Below are 17,424 nucleotides of genomic sequence, written 5' to 3' on the forward strand. Positions count from 1 at the left end.
CCTAAATAGGCGGACGGACTGTGGCGTGTACCCGGGAATGGGTCGCGCCAAATCAGCCGGAACAGGTTTGTGACAGGGGTGACAATTGACGTCACGGAACAGCTTCGTGGCCGGGCCGGCCGCTGGTCCGGCGGCGCTCCTTCATCTCTGCTTCGAACACGTGGCGGTGCCCGCCCATCAGCTGATCACGCACGGCGCGCTCGCGTTCGCGCAGCACCGACCAGTAGTCGTCGTCGAATTCCTCGACGATCTGGAAGGTCCAGCGGCCGTGGAGCACATTGCGGCCGACCATCTCCTCGGTCAGGCTGTCGGCGATGTCGGAGTGACCGGCATCGCGCAGCTTGTCGCAGGCCTCGCCGAGCAGCAGGTCGGCGTGGCCCATCAGCTGGTGAAAGGAGTACAGGTGGCCGCGGGCGCGCTCCACGTACTCCAGCGCCTCGGACAGCGATCCGACGGCTTCCACCGTGTCGTCGTCGACGCCCTCGGGCCGACGGCTCAGTAATTCGTCGCCGCTCATGTACCGACCTGCCTCTCCTGGTCCCGGACGTAACGCAGATAAACGTAGTTCTCGAGGGTCACCGCATGGCCCAGCGTAAGGCGGGCAGGAACCGCGAGCGCCGGGGCGCCCGGCCGGGCGGTGGTGGTGCTCGCGACCAGCGTGGGCGAGACCGTCAGGCACATCTCGTCGACCAGATCGCCCGCGACCAGCTCGTCGAGCAGCGTGGGGCCGCCCTCGCACAAGATTCGGCGCATGCCCCGGGCTTGCAGGGTGCGCAGCGCGGACTCCAGGTTGACCGCGCTGTCACCGGCGATCAGCAGGTCGGCGTGCTCGGCCAGCCGCGGGCGTTCGCGGGCGGCGACCGCGGTGGTGATCAGGATGGGCCGTTGGGCGGGCTCGGCGAACAATGATGCCGGGACGCGGCCGGTGTGGGTGACCACCGCGATCGGCGGGATGACCTCGGTGCCCCAGCGCTCTCGGCGTTCGGCGACCTGAGCGTCGGTCAATCGCACCGGGCCATATCCTTCGGCGCGCACGGTGCCCGCGCCGACGAGCACGACATCGGCGTAGCCGCGCAACGCGAGCAGCAGGCTCTGGTCGTTGGCGTCCGAAAGCGGACCGGCCACACCGTCGAACGCCGCGGCGCCGTCGAGCGACATGATCATGTTGGCGCGCAGCCCGTCGGGCGGATCGCGGTAGAGCACTACCAGTTCTTCCGGTGCGGTGGCCCGTTTCGGCTGTTGCACCGCCTGAGTCATGGGCAGTCTCTACCCGGCCGTGGATGGGGCAAAACCCACCTCAGAGCAGGGCGGCGATGGGTGAACTGTCGAGGTTGTCGAGCAACTCCCGGGCGTCGTCGAAGATGGCCGCGGCGCCGGCCTTTTCGAGTTCACCGCTGCCCACGCCGCCGGACAGCACCGCGATGCACGGCACTCCTGCGCGGGCACTGGCCTCGACGTCCCAGACGGTGTCGCCGACGAACACCGCCCGCTGCGCCGGCACCCCGGCCTTGTCCAGCGCGACGTTGACGATGTCCGGGCGGGGCTTGGCCTCCTCGACGTCTTCGGACGAGGTGATGGCCGACACGAGGTCGTCGCACCCCAGCGTTTTGCGCAGCAGGGCCAGCTCGTTCTCCGGCGCAGAGGTCGCCAGCACCACCTGCAGGCCAAGGTCGGCAACCCGCTTCAGCAGTTCGCGCGCCCCGGGCAACGCGGTCAGCAGATCGGCGCCGGCCTCGTAGTGGCGGGTGTGAGAGTCCTTGAGACGCTTCTGCGCATCGTCGTCGGCGCCGTTGGACAGCTCCTCGACCATGGTGGACCCGTCCATGCCGATCGAGCGGTGGACATGCCAGGCCTGGACCGGAAGCCCGACCTCATGGAAGGCCTGCTGCCAGGCGTGGACGTGAAGGTAGTTCGAGTCGACGAGGGTGCCGTCGATGTCGAAGAGCACTGCGGGCTTGTCCATGGGCGTGGTGTACCCGGTTTTGCGGATGGCTCGGCTTCGCGAGATTGAACTGGCGCGGCACGCTACTCGCACGTTCCTCGCGTGAGTTCAATCTCGCGTGTCCGGTTCGTCATCCTCGTCGACGACCGGCGCCGGCTCCCAGGCGTTGACACCGATCGTGATCATCCGCAGCTGCTTGACCGCCGTGCGTTTGATCTCGTCGAGTGCGGCCGCGTCATGGGCGTCCTCGATGGCCTCGGCGATGATGATCATCGAGTTCACGAACAGGCTGGCCAGGATGTTGAGGTCCTCGGTGCTCCACTCGTTGAGCCCGGGGAACCGGGCAAGGTCGGTGGCCAGCTCGGAGGTGATCAGCCGGATCTCGGTGCGGATCGCGTAGCGCAGCACCGTCACACCGCTGGAGCGTTCGCGCCCGATGAAGCGCCAATGCTCGCGCTGCTCGGCCACCCCGGCGACCAGGATGTCGACCGTCGACTCGATGACACGGTTCGGGTCCAGCTTGCCCGCGCGGGCGCTGCGCAACATCTCGCGCAGGGTGCGGAACGACTCGTCGATGAGCACCAGGCCGAGGGCGTCCATCGATTCGAAGTGGCGGTAGAACGCGGCAGGCACAATCCCGGCCTCGCGGGTGACCTCACGCAGGCTCAGACCGCTGAAGCTGCGCTCGTCGAGGAGCTTCAGCGCGGCCGCGATGATGGCCCGGCGGGTGGCCTCTTTGCGCTCTTCCCGCGATGGTGTGTCGCGGGAACGTGACTTCCCTGAACGCTCACGACGTGAGCTGGGCGTACGACTGTTCACCGGTGTGAACCCTACCACAGACTGGTCCGATTCCTTGACGACGTGCACTTTCACGACCCAGAGTGTACATATGTTCACTCAAACTTTGACCGAGAAGGTGCTCCGTTCGCCGCTGGTCGATCTGCTCACCGGCCCGCATGGCGTGGACCGCTACACCGAGCTGGTGAACCCGACCTGGACCACCGACGCCCGGGCCCGGGTGGTCGACGTACGTCGCTCCACGCCGCGCAGCGTCACTCTGCTCCTCGACCCCAACTCGGCCGTCACCGGTTACCGCGCCGGCCAGCACCTGAACCTGACGGTGGAGATCGACGGCCGTCGCCACACCCGCTGCTATTCACCGGCCAGCGCCGAGGGATCACCGCTGATCGAATTGACGATCGGATCCCACGACGGGGGCCTGGTGTCCAACCACCTCTACCGGCACGCCCGCCCCGGCATGGTGGTCGACCTGTCCGACCCCGCCGGCGACTTCGTGCTCCCCGAGGTCAGGCCCCGCCGCATCCTGTTCGTCTCCGGCGGCAGCGGCATCACCCCGGTGATTTCCATGCTGCGAACCCTTCACGCCGAGGGCTTCGACGGCGAGATCGCCTTCGTCCACTACGCCCGCACGCCGGCGGAGGCCTGCTACCGAGCCGAACTGGCCGCCACCGGTGTCCGGGTGCTGCACGGCTACACCCGCGCGCCGGGCGGCGAGCTCGACGGCCGCTTCGGCCCCGAGCACCTCGGCGTCGCGATGCCCGATCCCGACGCCGTCTACGTGTGCGGGCCGCCCGCACTGGTCGAGGCGGTGCGCGAACACTGCCCGAATGCGTTGTCGGAAAGCTTCGTCCCGGTGCCCTTCGTCGTCCCCGACGTACCGTCGGGCGGCCGAATCAGCTTCCGGGACAGCGGTATCGACGCGCAGGACGACGGGCGTCCCCTCCTGGACCAGGCCGAGGACGCCGGACTGAACCCGACCAGCGGATGCCGAATGGGCATCTGCCACACCTGCACTCGCCGCAAGCATCGCGGCGCCGTGCGCAACCTGACCACCGGAGCGGTCTCCACCGCCGACGAGGAGGACGTGCAGATCTGCGTGTCGGTGCCTGTCGGTGACGTCGAGATCGCGCTCTGAGCAGAAAGGGACGACCATGAACACCCAACACATCACACTGACCCGGGAGCAGGCCGACGAGTTCGGCCGTGAACTCGACGCCATCAAGGAACGGGTCATCGCCGACCTCGGCCAGACCGACGTCGACTACATCCGCCGGGTCATCAAGGCTCAGCGCGCCATGGAGATCGGCGGCCGCGCGCTGCTGATGGCCGGCATCTTCCCGCCGGCCTGGCTGGCCGGCACCGCGCTGCTCGGGATCTCGAAGATCTTGGACAACATGGAGATCGGCCACAACGTCATGCACGGGCAGTACGAGTGGACCGGCGACCCGGCCCTGCGCGGCCGCACCTTCGAGTGGGACACCGCGTGCCCGGCCGACCAGTGGCGGCACTCGCACAACTACTCCCACCACACCTTCACCAACATCGTCGGCATGGACCGCGACATCGGCTACGGCATCCTGCGGATGAGCCCGGATCAGCCGTGGCGGCCCTACTATCTGGGCAATCCGGTGTACGCCTTCCTGCTGATGGTGCTCTTCCAATACGGCGTCGCGCTGCACGAGCTGGAGGCCGACCGCATCCGTTCCGGCGAGATCTCGATCGCGGACAAGCGCGAGATCGCCAGTGAAATCTGGCGCAAGACCCGTCGCCAGCTGCTCAAGGACTACGTGGCCTTCCCGCTGCTGGCCGGGCCGATGGCGCCGTTCGTGTTCACCGGCAACATGACCGCCAACCTGATCCGCAACGTGTGGTCGTACATGATCATCTTCTGCGGCCACTTCCCGGACGGCACACAGGAATTCACGGTCGAAGAGACCCGCAACGAGTCACGGGGCCAGTGGTACTTCCGGCAGGTCCTCGGCTCGGCCAACCTGACCGGCGGCAAGCTGTTCCACCTGTTGTCGGGCAACCTGTCCCACCAGATCGAGCACCATCTGTTCCCGGATGTGCCTGCGCGCCGGTACGCCGAGATGGCCCCGCACGTCCGCGAGGTGTGCGAGCGCTACGGCATCCCCTACAACGCGGGACCGCTGCCCAAGCAGTTCGCCACCGTGGTGCGCAAGATCGTCAAGCTGGCACTGCCCACCCGCCAGCGCAGTGCGCAGACCGCACTGGTCGAGGCGGCCTGATCACTTGGGCCGGGACAGGTCGTAGACGTCGTCGTCGCCGACCTGGGTGACCGGGAACGTCGCGCTCACCCAGTCGGTGATGCCGGTGTGGTTGCGGTTGATGCCCGGCCACCCGCCGGCCCGGCCCCGCCAGTCCCGCTCGACGATGTAGTAGGCCACCTTGCCCGCAGCCACATCCGCCTTGAACTGGCCCAGACTCGGGGCGGGATCACTGCCGAGGAACCCGCCGATGGCCATCACCGCTGTGCCGGTGGACAATTCGAGTCCTGCAGCGGCCGACGAGCCGGAGATCGCCGCCGACCACTGCGTGGTGGTCGCGCGTAGCAGTGCGTCCAGTTTCGGATTGTCCTTCGACACACCGAACCCTGCTCCGAACCCGGTCGTCGATCGGACCGGGCCAACCGTCGGCCCGCCACCGCGATGCGGAGCGCCGAGTGTGGCGACGGCGTAGGCGGTCGGGCCGGCCAAGACGGCCACCACACCAACTACCGCCGCGGCCATCGTGACCCGGCGCCACCGCGGCGCCGACAGGGCGAGTGCGGCGGCGGCCAGCACGGTGACGACCAAGACCGTCCACCGCAGAGCGGGCAACCAGTCCTCGTTTCGGCCGAGCACCCACCAGCTCCAGACACCCGTCACCGCGATCAGCCCCGTCAATCCGGCTCGGCCGAACCAGGTTTGTCTGCGGATCCACATCTGTTGTGCGCCAATGGCAGCCGTGCCGGCCACCGCCGGCGCCAGCGACAGGCAGTAATACGGGTGCACCATGCCCTTCATATAGCTGAGCACCACACCGTCGATCACCAGCCAGCTGCCGAATAGCATGACGCCGGCCCGCACCGGGTCGGTGCGCGGCGCACGACCGCGGGCGATCAGCACGAGAACCAGACTGAGCAGGGCTGCCGGGATCAACCAGCCGATCTCGAAACCGAACTCGCCCGCGAACAGCCGGCCCAGACCTTCCTTCTGATTGCCCATGCCGCCGAAGCCGCCCAGGTGTCGGAGCTCGTCGCCGGCCGAATTGCCGAGCGGATCGCCGGGCCCGAAATTCATGTGATTGCGGCCGAGCACGCGCGCGAATCCGTTGTAGCCCAGCACCAGATTCATGAAGTTGTCATCGGTCGACCCGGCGATGTAAGGCCGCGACGACGACGGCCAAACCAGGGTCAGGATCACGAACCAGCCCGCCGACAACACGAAAGCTGCCGCGGCGCCCAGCAGATGCTGCAGCCGGGTGCGCAGCGGCGTCGGTGCCGCGATCAGGTAGGCCAGGCCCACCGCGGGGGCGATCATCAGGCCTTCCAGCATCTTGGCCAGGAACGCGAAACCGAGCGCGACACCCGCCCACGCCAGCCACTTGCCCCCTGCCCGCTCGAGCGCGCGCACGGTGCAGTACGCCGAGGCCATCATCAGCAGCACCATCGCGGCGTCGGGGTTGTTGAACCGGAACATCAGCGCGGCGACCGGGGTCAGCGCCAGCGCGGCACCGGCCAGTAAACCGGCCCGCGGGCCGCAGATGCGCGCGACCGCGGAGTAGAGCAGCCACACCGTCGCCACGGCCATCAGTGCCTCGGGTATCAGCATGCTGGCGCTGCTGAAGCCGAACAGCTGACCGGACAGGCCCATCACCCACTGCGACACCGGGGGTTTGTCGACGGTGATGAAGTTGGCCGAGTCGAGCGACCCGAACAGCAGCGCCTCCCAGTTCTTGGAGCCGGCCTGTGCGGCGCCTGCATAGAACTCGTTGCCCATTCCGTTGACGGTGATGTTCCACAGGTACATGACCGTGGTCGAGGCGAGCAGCACCACCAGCCCGATGCGGTCCCGTCGCGACGGGCTGGTCACCGCGGGTGCGACTTCGGCGGAATCCTGCGGTGCTTCGGCCGGAAACGTCGTTGTCACAACGCCCATTGACCCATCTGCGGCTGACGGTTGACTGAAAGGACGCTGCGAGCGCCGTAGCCGATCCGGCATCTGACTGTTATCGGCCGCTGCTCGTCCGGGCCCACCTGCTGTGTCAGCGTCGACGCTGTGACCGCGAAAGACGCGAGAAAGATCGATAACCGGCTGGCCGCACGGTGTGCGGCGGTGTCGTCGATCGGTGCCGCAGTCATCCACTTCGCGGTCGCGCCGATGCACTGGAAAGACTGGGTGCCCTCCGGGGTGTTCTTCGCGTCCATCGCGGTGTTCCAGCTCGCCTGGGGCTTTCTCGCCTGGTCACGGCCGACGCGACTGCTGTTGGCGGCCGGAATCGCCGTCAATGTCGGTTCCGCCGCCCTGTGGGTGGTATCCAGAACGGCTGGTGCGCCGTTCGGTCCCAACGCAGGTGCTGCGGAGGCCGTGGAGGCAGCGGGGATCTGTGTTCTGCTCCTGCAGTGCTACGTGGTCATGGGTGCCGCCTGGGTGTTGCTTCGGCGTTACCGGGCGCACGCGTTTTCGGGTGTCGGGCGGACGCTGGTACTTGTGGGCGCCAACACCGTGATGGCACTCGCTGTGACCGCAGGCCTGGCCTCCGGCCTCCAGGGCCATCAGCATCACCATGGCGTGCCCGTCGACGCCGAGGCCGGACGTGATGCGGCGCACGGGGCACCTGCGGAGCCGGGCAGACCGGTGACGGACATGAAGCTGAGCACGGCCGGCGAGCACCCTCCGTCGAGCTCTGACGGGCACCAGCACGATCACCACGGCTGACGGCACCTCCACGGCAGGTGTGGCTCTGCGCCCTCGCGGATCGGGTTCTTTATCGAATCTTCACAGAACCACTACGCCGCACCTGCCGGAGTCTGGCGAAGCTGGGCGGGGATCGAGTGATCCGTGTGCGACGAAAGGGATGTGGTGTGAGCAAAGCGAGGACTGTGGTGACCGGAGTGGCCGCGTTGGCTGCGGTTGCCGCCATCGGCGCGTGTAGTGACTCGGGCACCAAGGATGTGGCGGCGTCGTCGGCACCGTCCACTGTCCAGAGTTCGACCGCGGCGCCGGCAGCCGCCCACAATCAGGCCGACATGATGTTCGCCCGCATGATGATTCCGCATCACCGGCAGGCGATCGAGATGAGCGACATGATCCTGGCGAAGCAGGGCATCGATGCGCGGGTGGTGGACCTGGCCAAGCAGATCAAGGCGGCGCAGGGCCCGGAGATCGAGACGATGCAGGGCTGGCTGAACCAGTGGGGAATGCCCGGGATGCCGGGAATGGACAACATGCCGGGGATGAACGGCACGCCCAGCAATGCGCCCTCAGATCACGGCGGCATGCACGGATCGGATATGCCCGGAATGGATGACGTGCCAGGCATGGAGGGGATGATGTCACCGGCCGATTTGCAGGCACTGCAGAACGCCCAAGGCGTCGAGGCCGGCAAGCTGTACCTGACCCAGATGATCAAGCATCACCAGGGCGCAATCACCATGGCGCAGAACGAGATCAAGGGGGGCCAATTCGCCGACGCCATCGCCCTCGCCAAGTCGATCGCCACCAGCCAGCAAAAGGAGATCGACACCATGAACCAGATTCTGAGTTCCCTGTAGTCGCAGCAGTAGGTCACGCGTATTCGCGTTGATTGCCGCGGCGGGCCCCGGCCACCGGCAGGCTGGGCACCGTCACCGTGAAGGTGGTGCCTGCCCCGGGGCCGGCGCTGGTCGCGGTGATGGTCCCGCCGTGCGCCTCGGTCAATGCCTTGGCGATGGCCAGGCCGATGCCGGAGCCGCCCCGATCGCGGTTGCGCGCCGAGTCGGCACGGTAGAAACGCTCGAAAACGTGCGGAAGGTGCTCTGCCGCAACCCCCTCGCCGTCATCGCTCACCGTGAAGACGACATCGTTACCCATCGGCTCCGCGGTGAGTCGGACGTGGCCGCCGGGCGCAGTATGACGTAATGCATTGTCCAGCAGGTTGTTCAACACCTGCGTCAGGCGTTGACGGTCGGCCCAGAACCGGGTCCCTTCACTCACCTGGAGGCTCAGCGTGACATTCTTCGCAGCGTAGCGGTCGGTCACTGCGGCACTGACGGAGCGGGCGACCTCGTCGGCCTCGACCCATCCCGGGGTGATCGTGGCATGAGCTTCTTCGGCCTGGGCCAGGGCGGCGGCGTCGGCCGAGAAGCGCACCAGGCGGCCGGTCTGCTCCCGCAACATCGCGATGGTCGGCTGGTCCAGGACTCGCACGCCGTCCTCAACGGCTTCCAGATAGGCCTCCAGCACGGCCACCGGCGTGCGGATCTCGTGAGCGAGATCGCCGAACAGCTGGCGCCGGCTTGATTCCACAGCCTGCAGCCGATCCGCCATCTTGTTGAAAGCGGTTGCCATCTCGTCGAATTCACGGCCGAGCCGAGGCGGTGCGACCCGAATGTCGTAGCGACCCTCGGCCACCGCCGACGCGGCTGCCGAAACCTCGGCGACGGAGTGCTGCAACCGCCGGCTCAGGTAGGCGGTGGCGATCAGCGCGGTCAGGGCGGCCACCGTGATCGCGACCCCGATCGAGAGCGCAGTGGCGTGTTGGTAGGCCTGCTCGGCGTGATACTGCTCGTTGGAATCATGGGCGACGCCGGCCATGTGCAGGTGCTCTCGGAACAGCGGCGGCCCCACCACTGATGCGACGACCCAGGTGGTCACCCCGCCGGCGAGGAGAACCAGCGTCTGCGCGAGCAGCAGTCGCCTGCGCATGCCGAATCCACCGACGGCGGTCACCGTCACGTGCGGTGATGCCTGCGAGGAGAGCTTCATGCCTTCATCGTGCCGTGCCGGCGCACCGGGATCGGGTCTTGAGCGAATCTTCACAGAACCAACACCAAACCCGCCGAGGTGCCGCCGCAATCTGGAAGACGAACCCTCGAGAAGACAGGATTGTGATGAGTCGACAGGCGCTCACCCGGCGCGGCTTTCTGGCAGCAGGAGCCCTCGGCGGCGCGGCGTTGGTGGCCTGCGGTCGGACGACCCATCCCCCGGCAACCGGCGGCTCCCCGTCGCCGACTGCGATCGCCGCGGCCGAGGCAGCCCGGCCGCACACCGGCAGGACCGTCACCGCACACCTGGCCCCAGGCCTTGCCGACATCGACCTCGGCGGGACCACAGCCCGCACGCTGGCCTACAACGGTCAGGTCCCGGGCCCGCTGATCAGAGCCAACGTCGGCGACGACATCGCGGTCATCGTCGACAACGGACTGGATCACCCGACCTCGGTGCACTGGCACGGGATCGCCTTGCGCAACGACATGGACGGGGCCAGCCCGGCCACGCCGAACATCGGACCCGCCAGCGGCTTCACCTATCGGTTCAGCTCCCCTCATCCCGGAACGTACTGGGCGCACCCGCATACCGGGCTGGACACCGACTACGGGTTGTATCTACCGGTCATCGTCGACGATCCGGCGGAGCCCGGACGCTACGACGCCGAGTGGATCGTGATGCTCGACGACTGGACCTCCGGCGTCGGTACCAGCCCTGAGCAGATCTTCACCGGGCTGCAATCGAGGGGTGGCATGGGGCACATGCCCGGTATGGGCGGAATGGGATCGATGCCTGGCGTTCCCGGCGTCGGCGGTGTGGGAACCAGTGACCTGCTCGGCGGTGACGCCGGTGACGTCAGCTACCCGTACTACGTCATCAACGGCCGAATCCCGTCGGCTGCCACGACATTCACCGCGAAACCCGGAAACCGCATTCGCATCCGGATCATCAATGCCGCAGCCGATACCGCGTTCCGTGTCGCGTTGGCCGGGCATCGCATGACCGTCACCCACACCGACGGATTCCCCGTCCGGCCGGAGGAGGTCGATGCGCTCCTGATAGGTATGGGCGAACGTTACGACGTCATCGTGACCGCGGGTGAAGGCGTGTTTCCCCTCGTTGCCGCCGCGGAGGGCAAGAACGCGGTCGCACGTGCGCTGTTGTCGACCGGTGGCGGCACCGTGCCGGACGCCGCGTTCCGGCCCCCGCAACTCACCGGGCGGATCGGAACGGTCGACACCTTCACCGCAGCACCGGAAGTCGAGCTGCCGGCCGCCAGTGACCACACGTTGCAGGTCCGGCTGTCGGGCATGATGATGCGCTACGACTGGATGATCAACGGCCGGCCCTACGACCAGACGGTTCCGCTGACGGTCCATCAGGGCCAGCACGCGACACTGACGTTCGTCAACAACTCGATGATGTGGCACCCCATGCACCTGCACGGCCACACCTTCCAGGTGCTCAAGCCTGATGGCAGCGCAGGGCCGCGTAAGGACACCGTGATCGTCCAACCGATGCAGACGGTGGCCGTGCGGATGGTCGCGGACAATCCCGGCGACTGGATGCTGCACTGTCACAACACGTATCACATGGCGGCCGGGATGATGACGACCTTGAACTACGTCCGCTGACGGGCGAGGAAGGAGAAACCGATGATGTTCTGGTATGGCCACGACATGAGCGGTTGGGGCTACGCGGGTATGGCGATCGGGATGGTGGTGTTCTGGGTCCTGATCATCGCCGGAATCGTCATGTTGATCCGGTACACCACCGGGGCGCCGCAAGGTCCGGCCCTGCCCCAGTTCCCGCCATACGGCGAGTCGCCCGAGCGGCTGCTGGCGGCGCGGTTCGCGCGGGGTGAGATCGACGAAGCGGAATACCGCCAGAGATTGGCCGCACTGCGTGCCAGCCCGTATCAGTGAACGGTGCACGGTCACTGATAGGAACCTATTTCGTGCCGAAGAGCCGATCGCCCGCGTCGCCGAGACCGGGAACGATGTAGCCGTGCTCGTCGAGTCCACGGTCTACCGCCGCGGTGTAGATCGGCACCTCGGGATGCGCGTCGTGCAGGACGGCGATCCCTTCGGGGCAGGTGAGCAGGCAGACGAATTTGATGGACCGGGGCCGGAATTCCTTGAGGCGGTCCACAGCCGCCACGGCTGAGTTGCCGGTGGCCAGCATCGGGTCGACCACGACCACTTCTCGCTCGTGCAAGTCGCTGGGCATCTTGAAGTAGTACTCCACGGCGACGCGGGTTTTCGGATCCCGGTACAAGCCGATGTGCCCGATCCGGGCGCCGGGCACGACGGTCAGCATCCCGTCCAGGATGCCGCTGCCGGCCCGCAGGATGGCGACGAACACCAGCTTCTTGCCGTCGATGACGGTGCCGGTGGTGGTCTCCAGCGGCGTCTCCACCGCGATCTCGTGGGTCGGGGTGTCACGCAGCACCTCGTAGGCCAGCAGTGTGGCCATCTCGTTGGCCAGCCTGCGGAACGTGTTGGTGGACGTGACCTTGCGCCGCATCAAGGTCAGCTTGTGCTGCACCAGCGGATGGTCGATGACGTGGACGTCGCGCATCAGAACACTGTGCCATCGCTGACGATGGACAGCGGCGGCAGGCCGCCGCGCAGCCGCTGGGCCAGCGCCCTGCCCGCCGCCCAGGTACCGCCCTCCAAGACGCGGGCCAGCGGCATCTGGTCGGCGTCGACGCCGAGCCGCCCGCGCACCAGGGGAGCTAGCTCGTCGAGCAGAGTGACGGTCAGCGCGCGCCACTCGACCACCAATTCGTCTGTGACGCCGACACTTCGAGTGGAATCCGCGTTATCGCGCAACCGGAGGACGTCGGTGTCCAGCAGTAGTCCGCCATTGCGGTATTCGGGGAGGCCGGTCAGCTCGTCGAGATCGGTGACGGTGACCCCGGCCCAGCCGAACGGCTCCAGCAACGAGTACGTGAGCCACTGCGAGAGTTTGTGAAACGGCATCCAGCCCGCCGTCAGGCCGGCACCGGCCAGCGCGGAATGGCGCCAGCAGTCCCCGAGCGGTTGGTCACCGATCCTGCTGCCGCCCGGCCAGATTGGTGCCAGCGAGCCAAGCACCGTGGACAGCAGCTCGGAGGCGCGCGCCGAGCTCCCGCCCACGGCGTCGAGCAATCCGCCGGGGCGGCCGTCGGGGCCGAACACCTCCGGGTCCGCGGCGGTGACCGCACCCAGCCGGTGCAGAATCGCCACCCGGCCGTCAAGCCCGACGAGCGGATTCGTGTCGTCGACCTGGAACGCGTCGGCCAGCTGCTGCTCGGTGAGCTCCGCCAGCCCGGCGGCGTCGACCCGTAGCGGGTCGTCCGGCTCGGAGGAGAACAGCCCGGCGGTGAAGGCGTGAAAGCTCGCCACCCCCAGGCCTTCTGAGCGGCTCAGCTGCAGCCCCGTCGCCGGCTCGGCATAGGACCACGACGGGCCGGCGCCGGCGTCGAGCAGCACGCTGACCACAGTGAGGTCGACCAGCGCCGTGGCGTCGGCGCCGCCGAGTAGCTCGGCCCTGCGATCGACACCTCCGGCCTCGAAATGGCGCCACCGGCTGTGGAACGGGACCTGCAGATCCGGATAGTTGCGTCGGGTGACGTCGGCGACCAGCTCTGCGGCCGAGTCCAGTGCATCGTCGTGCACGGTGAACCAGCGCGAGCCGCCGGCGCGGGCCCGTTCGGTCAACAGTCCGGACCGCTCACGCACGGCGCGGGTATTGCGCAGCGCCGCGGCCGCCCCCGCCGGGCTGTCGAGGTCGACCTCGATGGCGGCGGCCATCAGTGCTCCAGCCCGCGACCCTTGGCCTTCTTCAATTCGGCGGCATCGGGGACCGGGCCTGGCGTGAAATAGCCTGCGGCCATCTTGGCGTCGATCTCCACCCGGGCGTCGGCCGGGATCAGGTCGTCGGGGATGTTGACCCGCTCGCCGACCTCGATCCCGGAGCCCACGATCGCGTCGTACTTCATGTTGCTCATCGACACCAGGCGGTGGATCTTCTGGATGCCCAGCCAGTGCAGTACGTCCGGCATCAGCTCCTGGAACCGCATATCCTGCACTCCCGCAACGCATTCCGTGCGTGCAAAGTATGCCTCGGCGGTGTCGCCGCCCTGCTGTCGTTTGCGGGCGTTGTAGACCAGGAACTTGGTCACCTCGCCGAGCGCGCGACCTTCCTTGCGGGAGTAGGCGACCAACCCCACGCCGCCGCGCTGGGCACCGAGGATGCATTCCTCGATCGCGTGGGTCAGATACGGCCGGCAGGTGCAGATGTCGGATCCGAACACATCGGAGCCGTTGCACTCGTCGTGAACCCGGGCCGTCAATTCCACCGAGGGGTCGGCGAGATCGTGTGGGTCGCCGAAAATGTAGAGGGTCTGCCCGCCGATGGGGGGAAGGAAGACCTCGAGATCGCTGCGTGTGACCAGCTCGGGATACATGCCGCCGGTCTCTTCGAACAGGACCCGGCGAAGATGCGCCTCGCTGCATCCGAAACGCTCGGCGACGCCCGGCAGATACCAGACCGGCTCGATCGCGGCCTTGGTCACCAGCGCCGCTCCGCCGGGCAGCAGGAATCGGCCGTCCGGAACCAGCCGCCCCTTGTCGATGGCGTCGGCGATCTCCGGGAGGATCACGTGAGCTTTGGTGACCGCGATGGTCGGTCGGATGTCGTGGCCGGCGGCCAGTTCGGCGGCGAACGCATCGGCCACCATCGCCCCCCACGGGTCCAGGCTGACGATCGCCTCGGGCCGGCTCCACTGCGGATATGGGCCGATGCTGTCGGTGGGCGCGGTGTTGGTCAGGTCCGCCCGATGCTCCCGGGACAGCGCACCGGCCGCCACCGCCAGCGCGCGATACACGCTGTAGGAACCGCTATGGGTACCAACGACGTTGCGGTGACTGCGGGTACTGGTGGTGCCGATCAGCGGGCCGCGCTCGCCGGGGGTGGCCGCGCCCCACGTGATCGGCAGGGCGCCGTCGGCACCACGATGGGATGTCAGCCGGATGTGACCGGGCTGGCCCTTGGGCGCGGCCGGTGACGGCGCTTCGGCGGACATGTGCGCTCCTTCCGCAAGCCGCCAGCCTAGTCACGATCCCCACTTTCTGCCGAGCGTCACGTTCGCGCGCAGCGGTCGGCGCCGCTCACATCCCGAAACGGGTGCGCCGCACTGCCGCCACGGCCTCCGGCGGCCCGAGGACATCGACGCGTGCCGCGTCCTGACGGCCGAACAGGTAGAGCAGGAGCTCACCGGGCGCGCCGCTGAGTTCGACGTCGGGGGTGCCGGTACGGGCGCGACAGCGGTGCGCACCCCACACCAGGTCCACCCCGGTGCCGCGTACCCGACGGCTCAGATAACGGCTGCCGCGCTCGACATTTCGCCAGAGCGCTGCTTGCAGGTCGGCGGTCAGGTTCTCCCGGGGGCCCAGCCCATTGGCGCGCCGGACGTCCTCGTGGTGGACGAAGAACTCGTTGAGGCTGGGGAAGTCGCGCACCCAGCCCAGCCGGAAGAAGCCGAAGGGCGGACCCGACCGCAGCCGGTCGACCAGCCAGCCGAACTCCCGGTGCTCGACGATTGCCGCGGTGCGCCGCTCGGCGAATCGCGCGGGGGCCCCGCGGAGAACGAGGCAGGGCGCGGCAATCGGGTCGCGCTCGCGCAGCAGCAGGTGGGCGGCGAGGACTTTGGTGGTGAACCCGTCGAGCAAGGTGGGCGCGTCCGGGCCGAGGCGGTCGAAGAGATCGCACAGCGCCGCCCGCTCCCGGGCGTCGAACGGCGGATCAGCGCTCGGCATACACAGCCCGTTCGATCTCGGACACCGCGTCGGTGCGTCCAGCCGGCCGCAGGTAGCGGGCCGTGTACTCAGCCGGCCCGGCCTGATCGATCTCACGCCAGCCGTAGTCGGCCAGCAGCGGCGCGACGTCGGCGGGGTCGAGCCCGAACCGCCACAGCGCGTCCTTGACCACGAACTGTGTGCGGGCCCGCTCCGCGCCGTACAACTGCCGCCCGGTCAAAAAGTCCGCACGGATGAACGTGAACGCCAGTCCGCTGCCGGGCCCTGCGTGCGAGAGGTGGTCCAACGTCCTGCGCACTGCCGGTTCGGTCAGGTATTGGGTGACCGCCTCCCATACGTAGAATGTGCGCCGCTGGTTGCCGAAGCCGTTGCCCTGCAGGACGTCTGCCAGATCATCGGTCTCAAAGTCCACCGGTAGCAGCGTCACGTTGTCCGGGACGCGGCCGAATGTACGACGCACCGCGGCGGCCTTGCGCGCGGTATTGGCCGGCAGGTCGACCTCGCACACAGGAACCCCGGAGAGGGCCGGCAGCCGATACGCCCGGGTGTCATAACCGGCGCCGAGAATTACCACAGCATCAACACCTTTGGCGACCGCCGCATCGAGGCGATCGTCGATGTATCGCTTGCGGCACAGGAAGTTTGCCCAGCCGCCGTCGATCCGCTTGTCGGTGGCGGCGTGCAGGACACGGCGCACCGGCGACCAGCGAGTGGCTGCTGCGATGAAGCGGGTCGGAGCGGGCAGCAGACCTGCGGCCCACGGGTCGTGCACCAGAGGTGCCGGCTCATGCTGGTCTGCGGCCACGATTACCATCGGGCCGAGAGCAGTCTGAGCGGCGGCGTCGCTCACGGTTGTACGAGCACCCTGATCGGATTTCCTTCGGCCTGGTCGAGAATGCGGATGCCGTCGGCGATGTCCTCGAGCGGGATGATCTGGCTGATCGAGCGCGACAGATCCAATCGGCCGGTGGACACCAGCTGAGCGAGCGTCTCGATGTCCTTGTTGTGGTAGCCGAGATGCCCGAGTACCTGGCGTCGGGTCAGACCGAACATCGACGTCGGTCCCACGGTGGGGGATTCGGCGCTCATGCCGACCCCCACCAGCCGGCCGCCGCCGGTCAGCGAGTTCAGCGCCTGCTCGAAAGTCACCTTCAGCCCGACGGCGTCGAACGCGACATCGAGTCCGCGCCCGCCGGTCACCTGCGCCAGCTTGTCGGCGAAATCCGGGTCACGCGAATCGAATGCGTAATCGGCGCCGAGTTCCAGCGCACGGTCGCGGACCGCAGGGTTGAGGTCGACCGCGACGATCGGAACCGCTCCGACCAGCCGCGCCAGTTGGACGATGTGCGTGCCGACACCGCCGACGCCCCACACGCCGACCGATTCACCGATCACCACCTTGCCGGTGTTCACCACCGCGCCGAACGGGGTGGACACCGCGTCGGCGAGGATCGCGGCCTGCTCCAGCGGCACGTTGTCCGGAACGCGAGTCAGCCCGGCGGCCTGCGCGACGGTGTACTCCGCCCAGGCGCCGTCATAGGCGAACGCCATGAGTTGCATCCGCAGACAGGTGGCCATGTCCCCGCGACGGCAGTTGGCGCACTGTCCGCAGGGCCGGCCCGCGGCGACGACCACCCGGTCACCCTCGGACCACCCGGTCACGCCGGGCCCGATCTTGGCGATCGTCCCGGATGCCTCGTGTCCCTGGATCACGACCGGACGCTGGGCAGGGAAGGTGCCGTTGATCAGGCTGAGGTCGGAATGGCAGATGCCGCAGAACGCCACTTTGACCAGAACTTCACCCTCACCTGGTTCGGGGATCGGGACATCTTCCAGCGCAACGGTTTTCGTGTCGGCGTAGAAGCGTTCCGCCCGCATGGTGCCCATGGTGTCCTCCTGAGGTCGA

General features: G+C 67.8%; 18 protein-coding genes. 6 read left to right on the top strand and 12 right to left on the bottom strand.

The annotated features are described in order from the left end of the window. Positions 1-91 precede the first annotated feature (91 nt). The 4 genes from CRM90_RS18790 to CRM90_RS18805 form a co-directional block, all read right to left on the bottom strand. Positions 92-517, bottom strand: a complete 426-nt coding sequence (locus tag CRM90_RS18790; protein WP_102808456.1) for a hypothetical protein — start codon at positions 515-517, stop codon at positions 92-94. Continuing rightward, positions 514-1,257, bottom strand: coding sequence for a pyrimidine reductase family protein (locus tag CRM90_RS18795; RefSeq protein WP_102808457.1), 744 nt, complete (start codon positions 1,255-1,257; stop codon positions 514-516). The genes CRM90_RS18790 and CRM90_RS18795 overlap by 4 nt, the downstream gene beginning before the upstream one ends. 40 nt (positions 1,258-1,297) lie before the next feature. Continuing rightward, positions 1,298-1,963, bottom strand: a complete 666-nt coding sequence (locus tag CRM90_RS18800; protein ID WP_102808458.1) for an HAD family hydrolase — start codon at positions 1,961-1,963, stop codon at positions 1,298-1,300. Positions 1,964-2,050: 87 nt separating this feature from the next. Further along, on the bottom strand, positions 2,051-2,761 hold the full coding sequence (locus CRM90_RS18805; protein WP_102808520.1) for a TetR family transcriptional regulator: 711 nt from the start codon (positions 2,759-2,761) through the stop codon (positions 2,051-2,053). 70 nt (positions 2,762-2,831) lie between these two features. Here CRM90_RS18805 and CRM90_RS18810 point away from each other — a divergent pair, with 70 nt between their 5' ends. Next, positions 2,832-3,878, top strand: coding sequence for a ferredoxin reductase (locus CRM90_RS18810; RefSeq protein WP_102808459.1), 1,047 nt, complete (start codon positions 2,832-2,834; stop codon positions 3,876-3,878). A 16-nt stretch (positions 3,879-3,894) separates the two neighbouring features. Continuing rightward, the gene (locus tag CRM90_RS18815; protein WP_102808460.1) at positions 3,895-4,992 is read left to right on the top strand and encodes a fatty acid desaturase family protein; all 1,098 of its coding nucleotides are present in this window, start codon (positions 3,895-3,897) and stop codon (positions 4,990-4,992) included. Here CRM90_RS18815 and CRM90_RS18820 read toward each other — a convergent pair whose 3' ends face one another. After that, positions 4,993-6,903: an ArnT family glycosyltransferase gene (locus CRM90_RS18820; RefSeq protein WP_102808461.1), complete on the bottom strand. Its 1,911-nt coding sequence runs from the start codon at positions 6,901-6,903 to the stop codon at positions 4,993-4,995. It lies immediately after the preceding gene. Positions 6,904-7,023: 120 nt separating this feature from the next. Here CRM90_RS18820 and CRM90_RS18825 point away from each other — a divergent pair, with 120 nt between their 5' ends. Together CRM90_RS18825 and CRM90_RS18830 are read left to right on the top strand one after the other, a co-directional pair. After that, positions 7,024-7,683 carry a hypothetical protein gene (locus tag CRM90_RS18825; protein WP_102808462.1) on the top strand — a complete coding sequence of 220 codons (660 nt, stop codon included), beginning with the start codon at positions 7,024-7,026 and terminating at the stop codon, positions 7,681-7,683. Positions 7,684-7,829: 146 nt separating this feature from the next. After that, positions 7,830-8,519 (top strand): DUF305 domain-containing protein, encoded by a 690-nt coding sequence (locus CRM90_RS18830; RefSeq protein WP_102808463.1) that lies wholly within the window; start codon positions 7,830-7,832, stop codon positions 8,517-8,519. A gap of 13 nt (positions 8,520-8,532) precedes the next feature. Here CRM90_RS18830 and CRM90_RS18835 read toward each other — a convergent pair whose 3' ends face one another. Next, complete coding sequence (locus CRM90_RS18835) at positions 8,533-9,711, bottom strand: sensor histidine kinase (RefSeq protein ID WP_233209391.1); 1,179 nt, start codon at positions 9,709-9,711, stop codon at positions 8,533-8,535. Positions 9,712-9,836: 125 nt separating this feature from the next. On the opposite strand from CRM90_RS18835, the gene CRM90_RS18840 reads away from it, so the two are divergent. Continuing rightward, complete coding sequence (locus CRM90_RS18840) at positions 9,837-11,348, top strand: multicopper oxidase family protein (RefSeq protein WP_102808464.1); 1,512 nt, start codon at positions 9,837-9,839, stop codon at positions 11,346-11,348. 21 nt (positions 11,349-11,369) lie between these two features. Next, positions 11,370-11,639, top strand: coding sequence for an SHOCT domain-containing protein (locus tag CRM90_RS18845; RefSeq protein WP_102808465.1), 270 nt, complete (start codon positions 11,370-11,372; stop codon positions 11,637-11,639). Positions 11,640-11,664: 25 nt separating this feature from the next. On the opposite strand, the gene upp is transcribed toward CRM90_RS18845, so the two are convergent. The 6 genes from upp to CRM90_RS18875 all read right to left on the bottom strand — a co-directional run bounded on the left by upp (position 11,665) and on the right by CRM90_RS18875 (position 17,405). Next, complete coding sequence (gene upp, locus CRM90_RS18850; RefSeq protein WP_102808466.1) at positions 11,665-12,294, bottom strand: uracil phosphoribosyltransferase; 630 nt, start codon at positions 12,292-12,294, stop codon at positions 11,665-11,667. Next, the gene (locus CRM90_RS18855; RefSeq protein WP_102808467.1) at positions 12,294-13,511 is read right to left on the bottom strand and encodes a URC4/urg3 family protein; all 1,218 of its coding nucleotides are present in this window, start codon (positions 13,509-13,511) and stop codon (positions 12,294-12,296) included. The genes upp and CRM90_RS18855 overlap by 1 nt, the downstream gene beginning before the upstream one ends. Continuing rightward, positions 13,511-14,785 (bottom strand): GTP cyclohydrolase II, encoded by a 1,275-nt coding sequence (locus CRM90_RS18860; protein WP_102808468.1) that lies wholly within the window; start codon positions 14,783-14,785, stop codon positions 13,511-13,513. Before CRM90_RS18860 ends, CRM90_RS18855 begins: the two co-directional genes overlap by 1 nt. Before the next feature lie 85 nt (positions 14,786-14,870). Then, a complete protein-coding gene (locus CRM90_RS18865; protein ID WP_102808469.1) occupies positions 14,871-15,518 on the bottom strand; it encodes a TIGR03085 family metal-binding protein in 648 nt (215 codons plus the stop codon). Then, complete coding sequence (locus tag CRM90_RS18870) at positions 15,505-16,368, bottom strand: SAM-dependent methyltransferase (RefSeq protein WP_102808470.1); 864 nt, start codon at positions 16,366-16,368, stop codon at positions 15,505-15,507. The genes CRM90_RS18865 and CRM90_RS18870 overlap by 14 nt, the downstream gene beginning before the upstream one ends. After that, a complete protein-coding gene (locus CRM90_RS18875; protein WP_102808471.1) occupies positions 16,365-17,405 on the bottom strand; it encodes a zinc-binding dehydrogenase in 1,041 nt (346 codons plus the stop codon). Before CRM90_RS18875 ends, CRM90_RS18870 begins: the two co-directional genes overlap by 4 nt. Between the last annotated feature and the right edge of the window lie 19 nt (positions 17,406-17,424).

The organism is Mycobacterium sp. ENV421, from assembly GCF_002887815.1.
Classification (GTDB): Bacteria; Actinomycetota; Actinomycetes; order Mycobacteriales; family Mycobacteriaceae; genus Mycobacterium.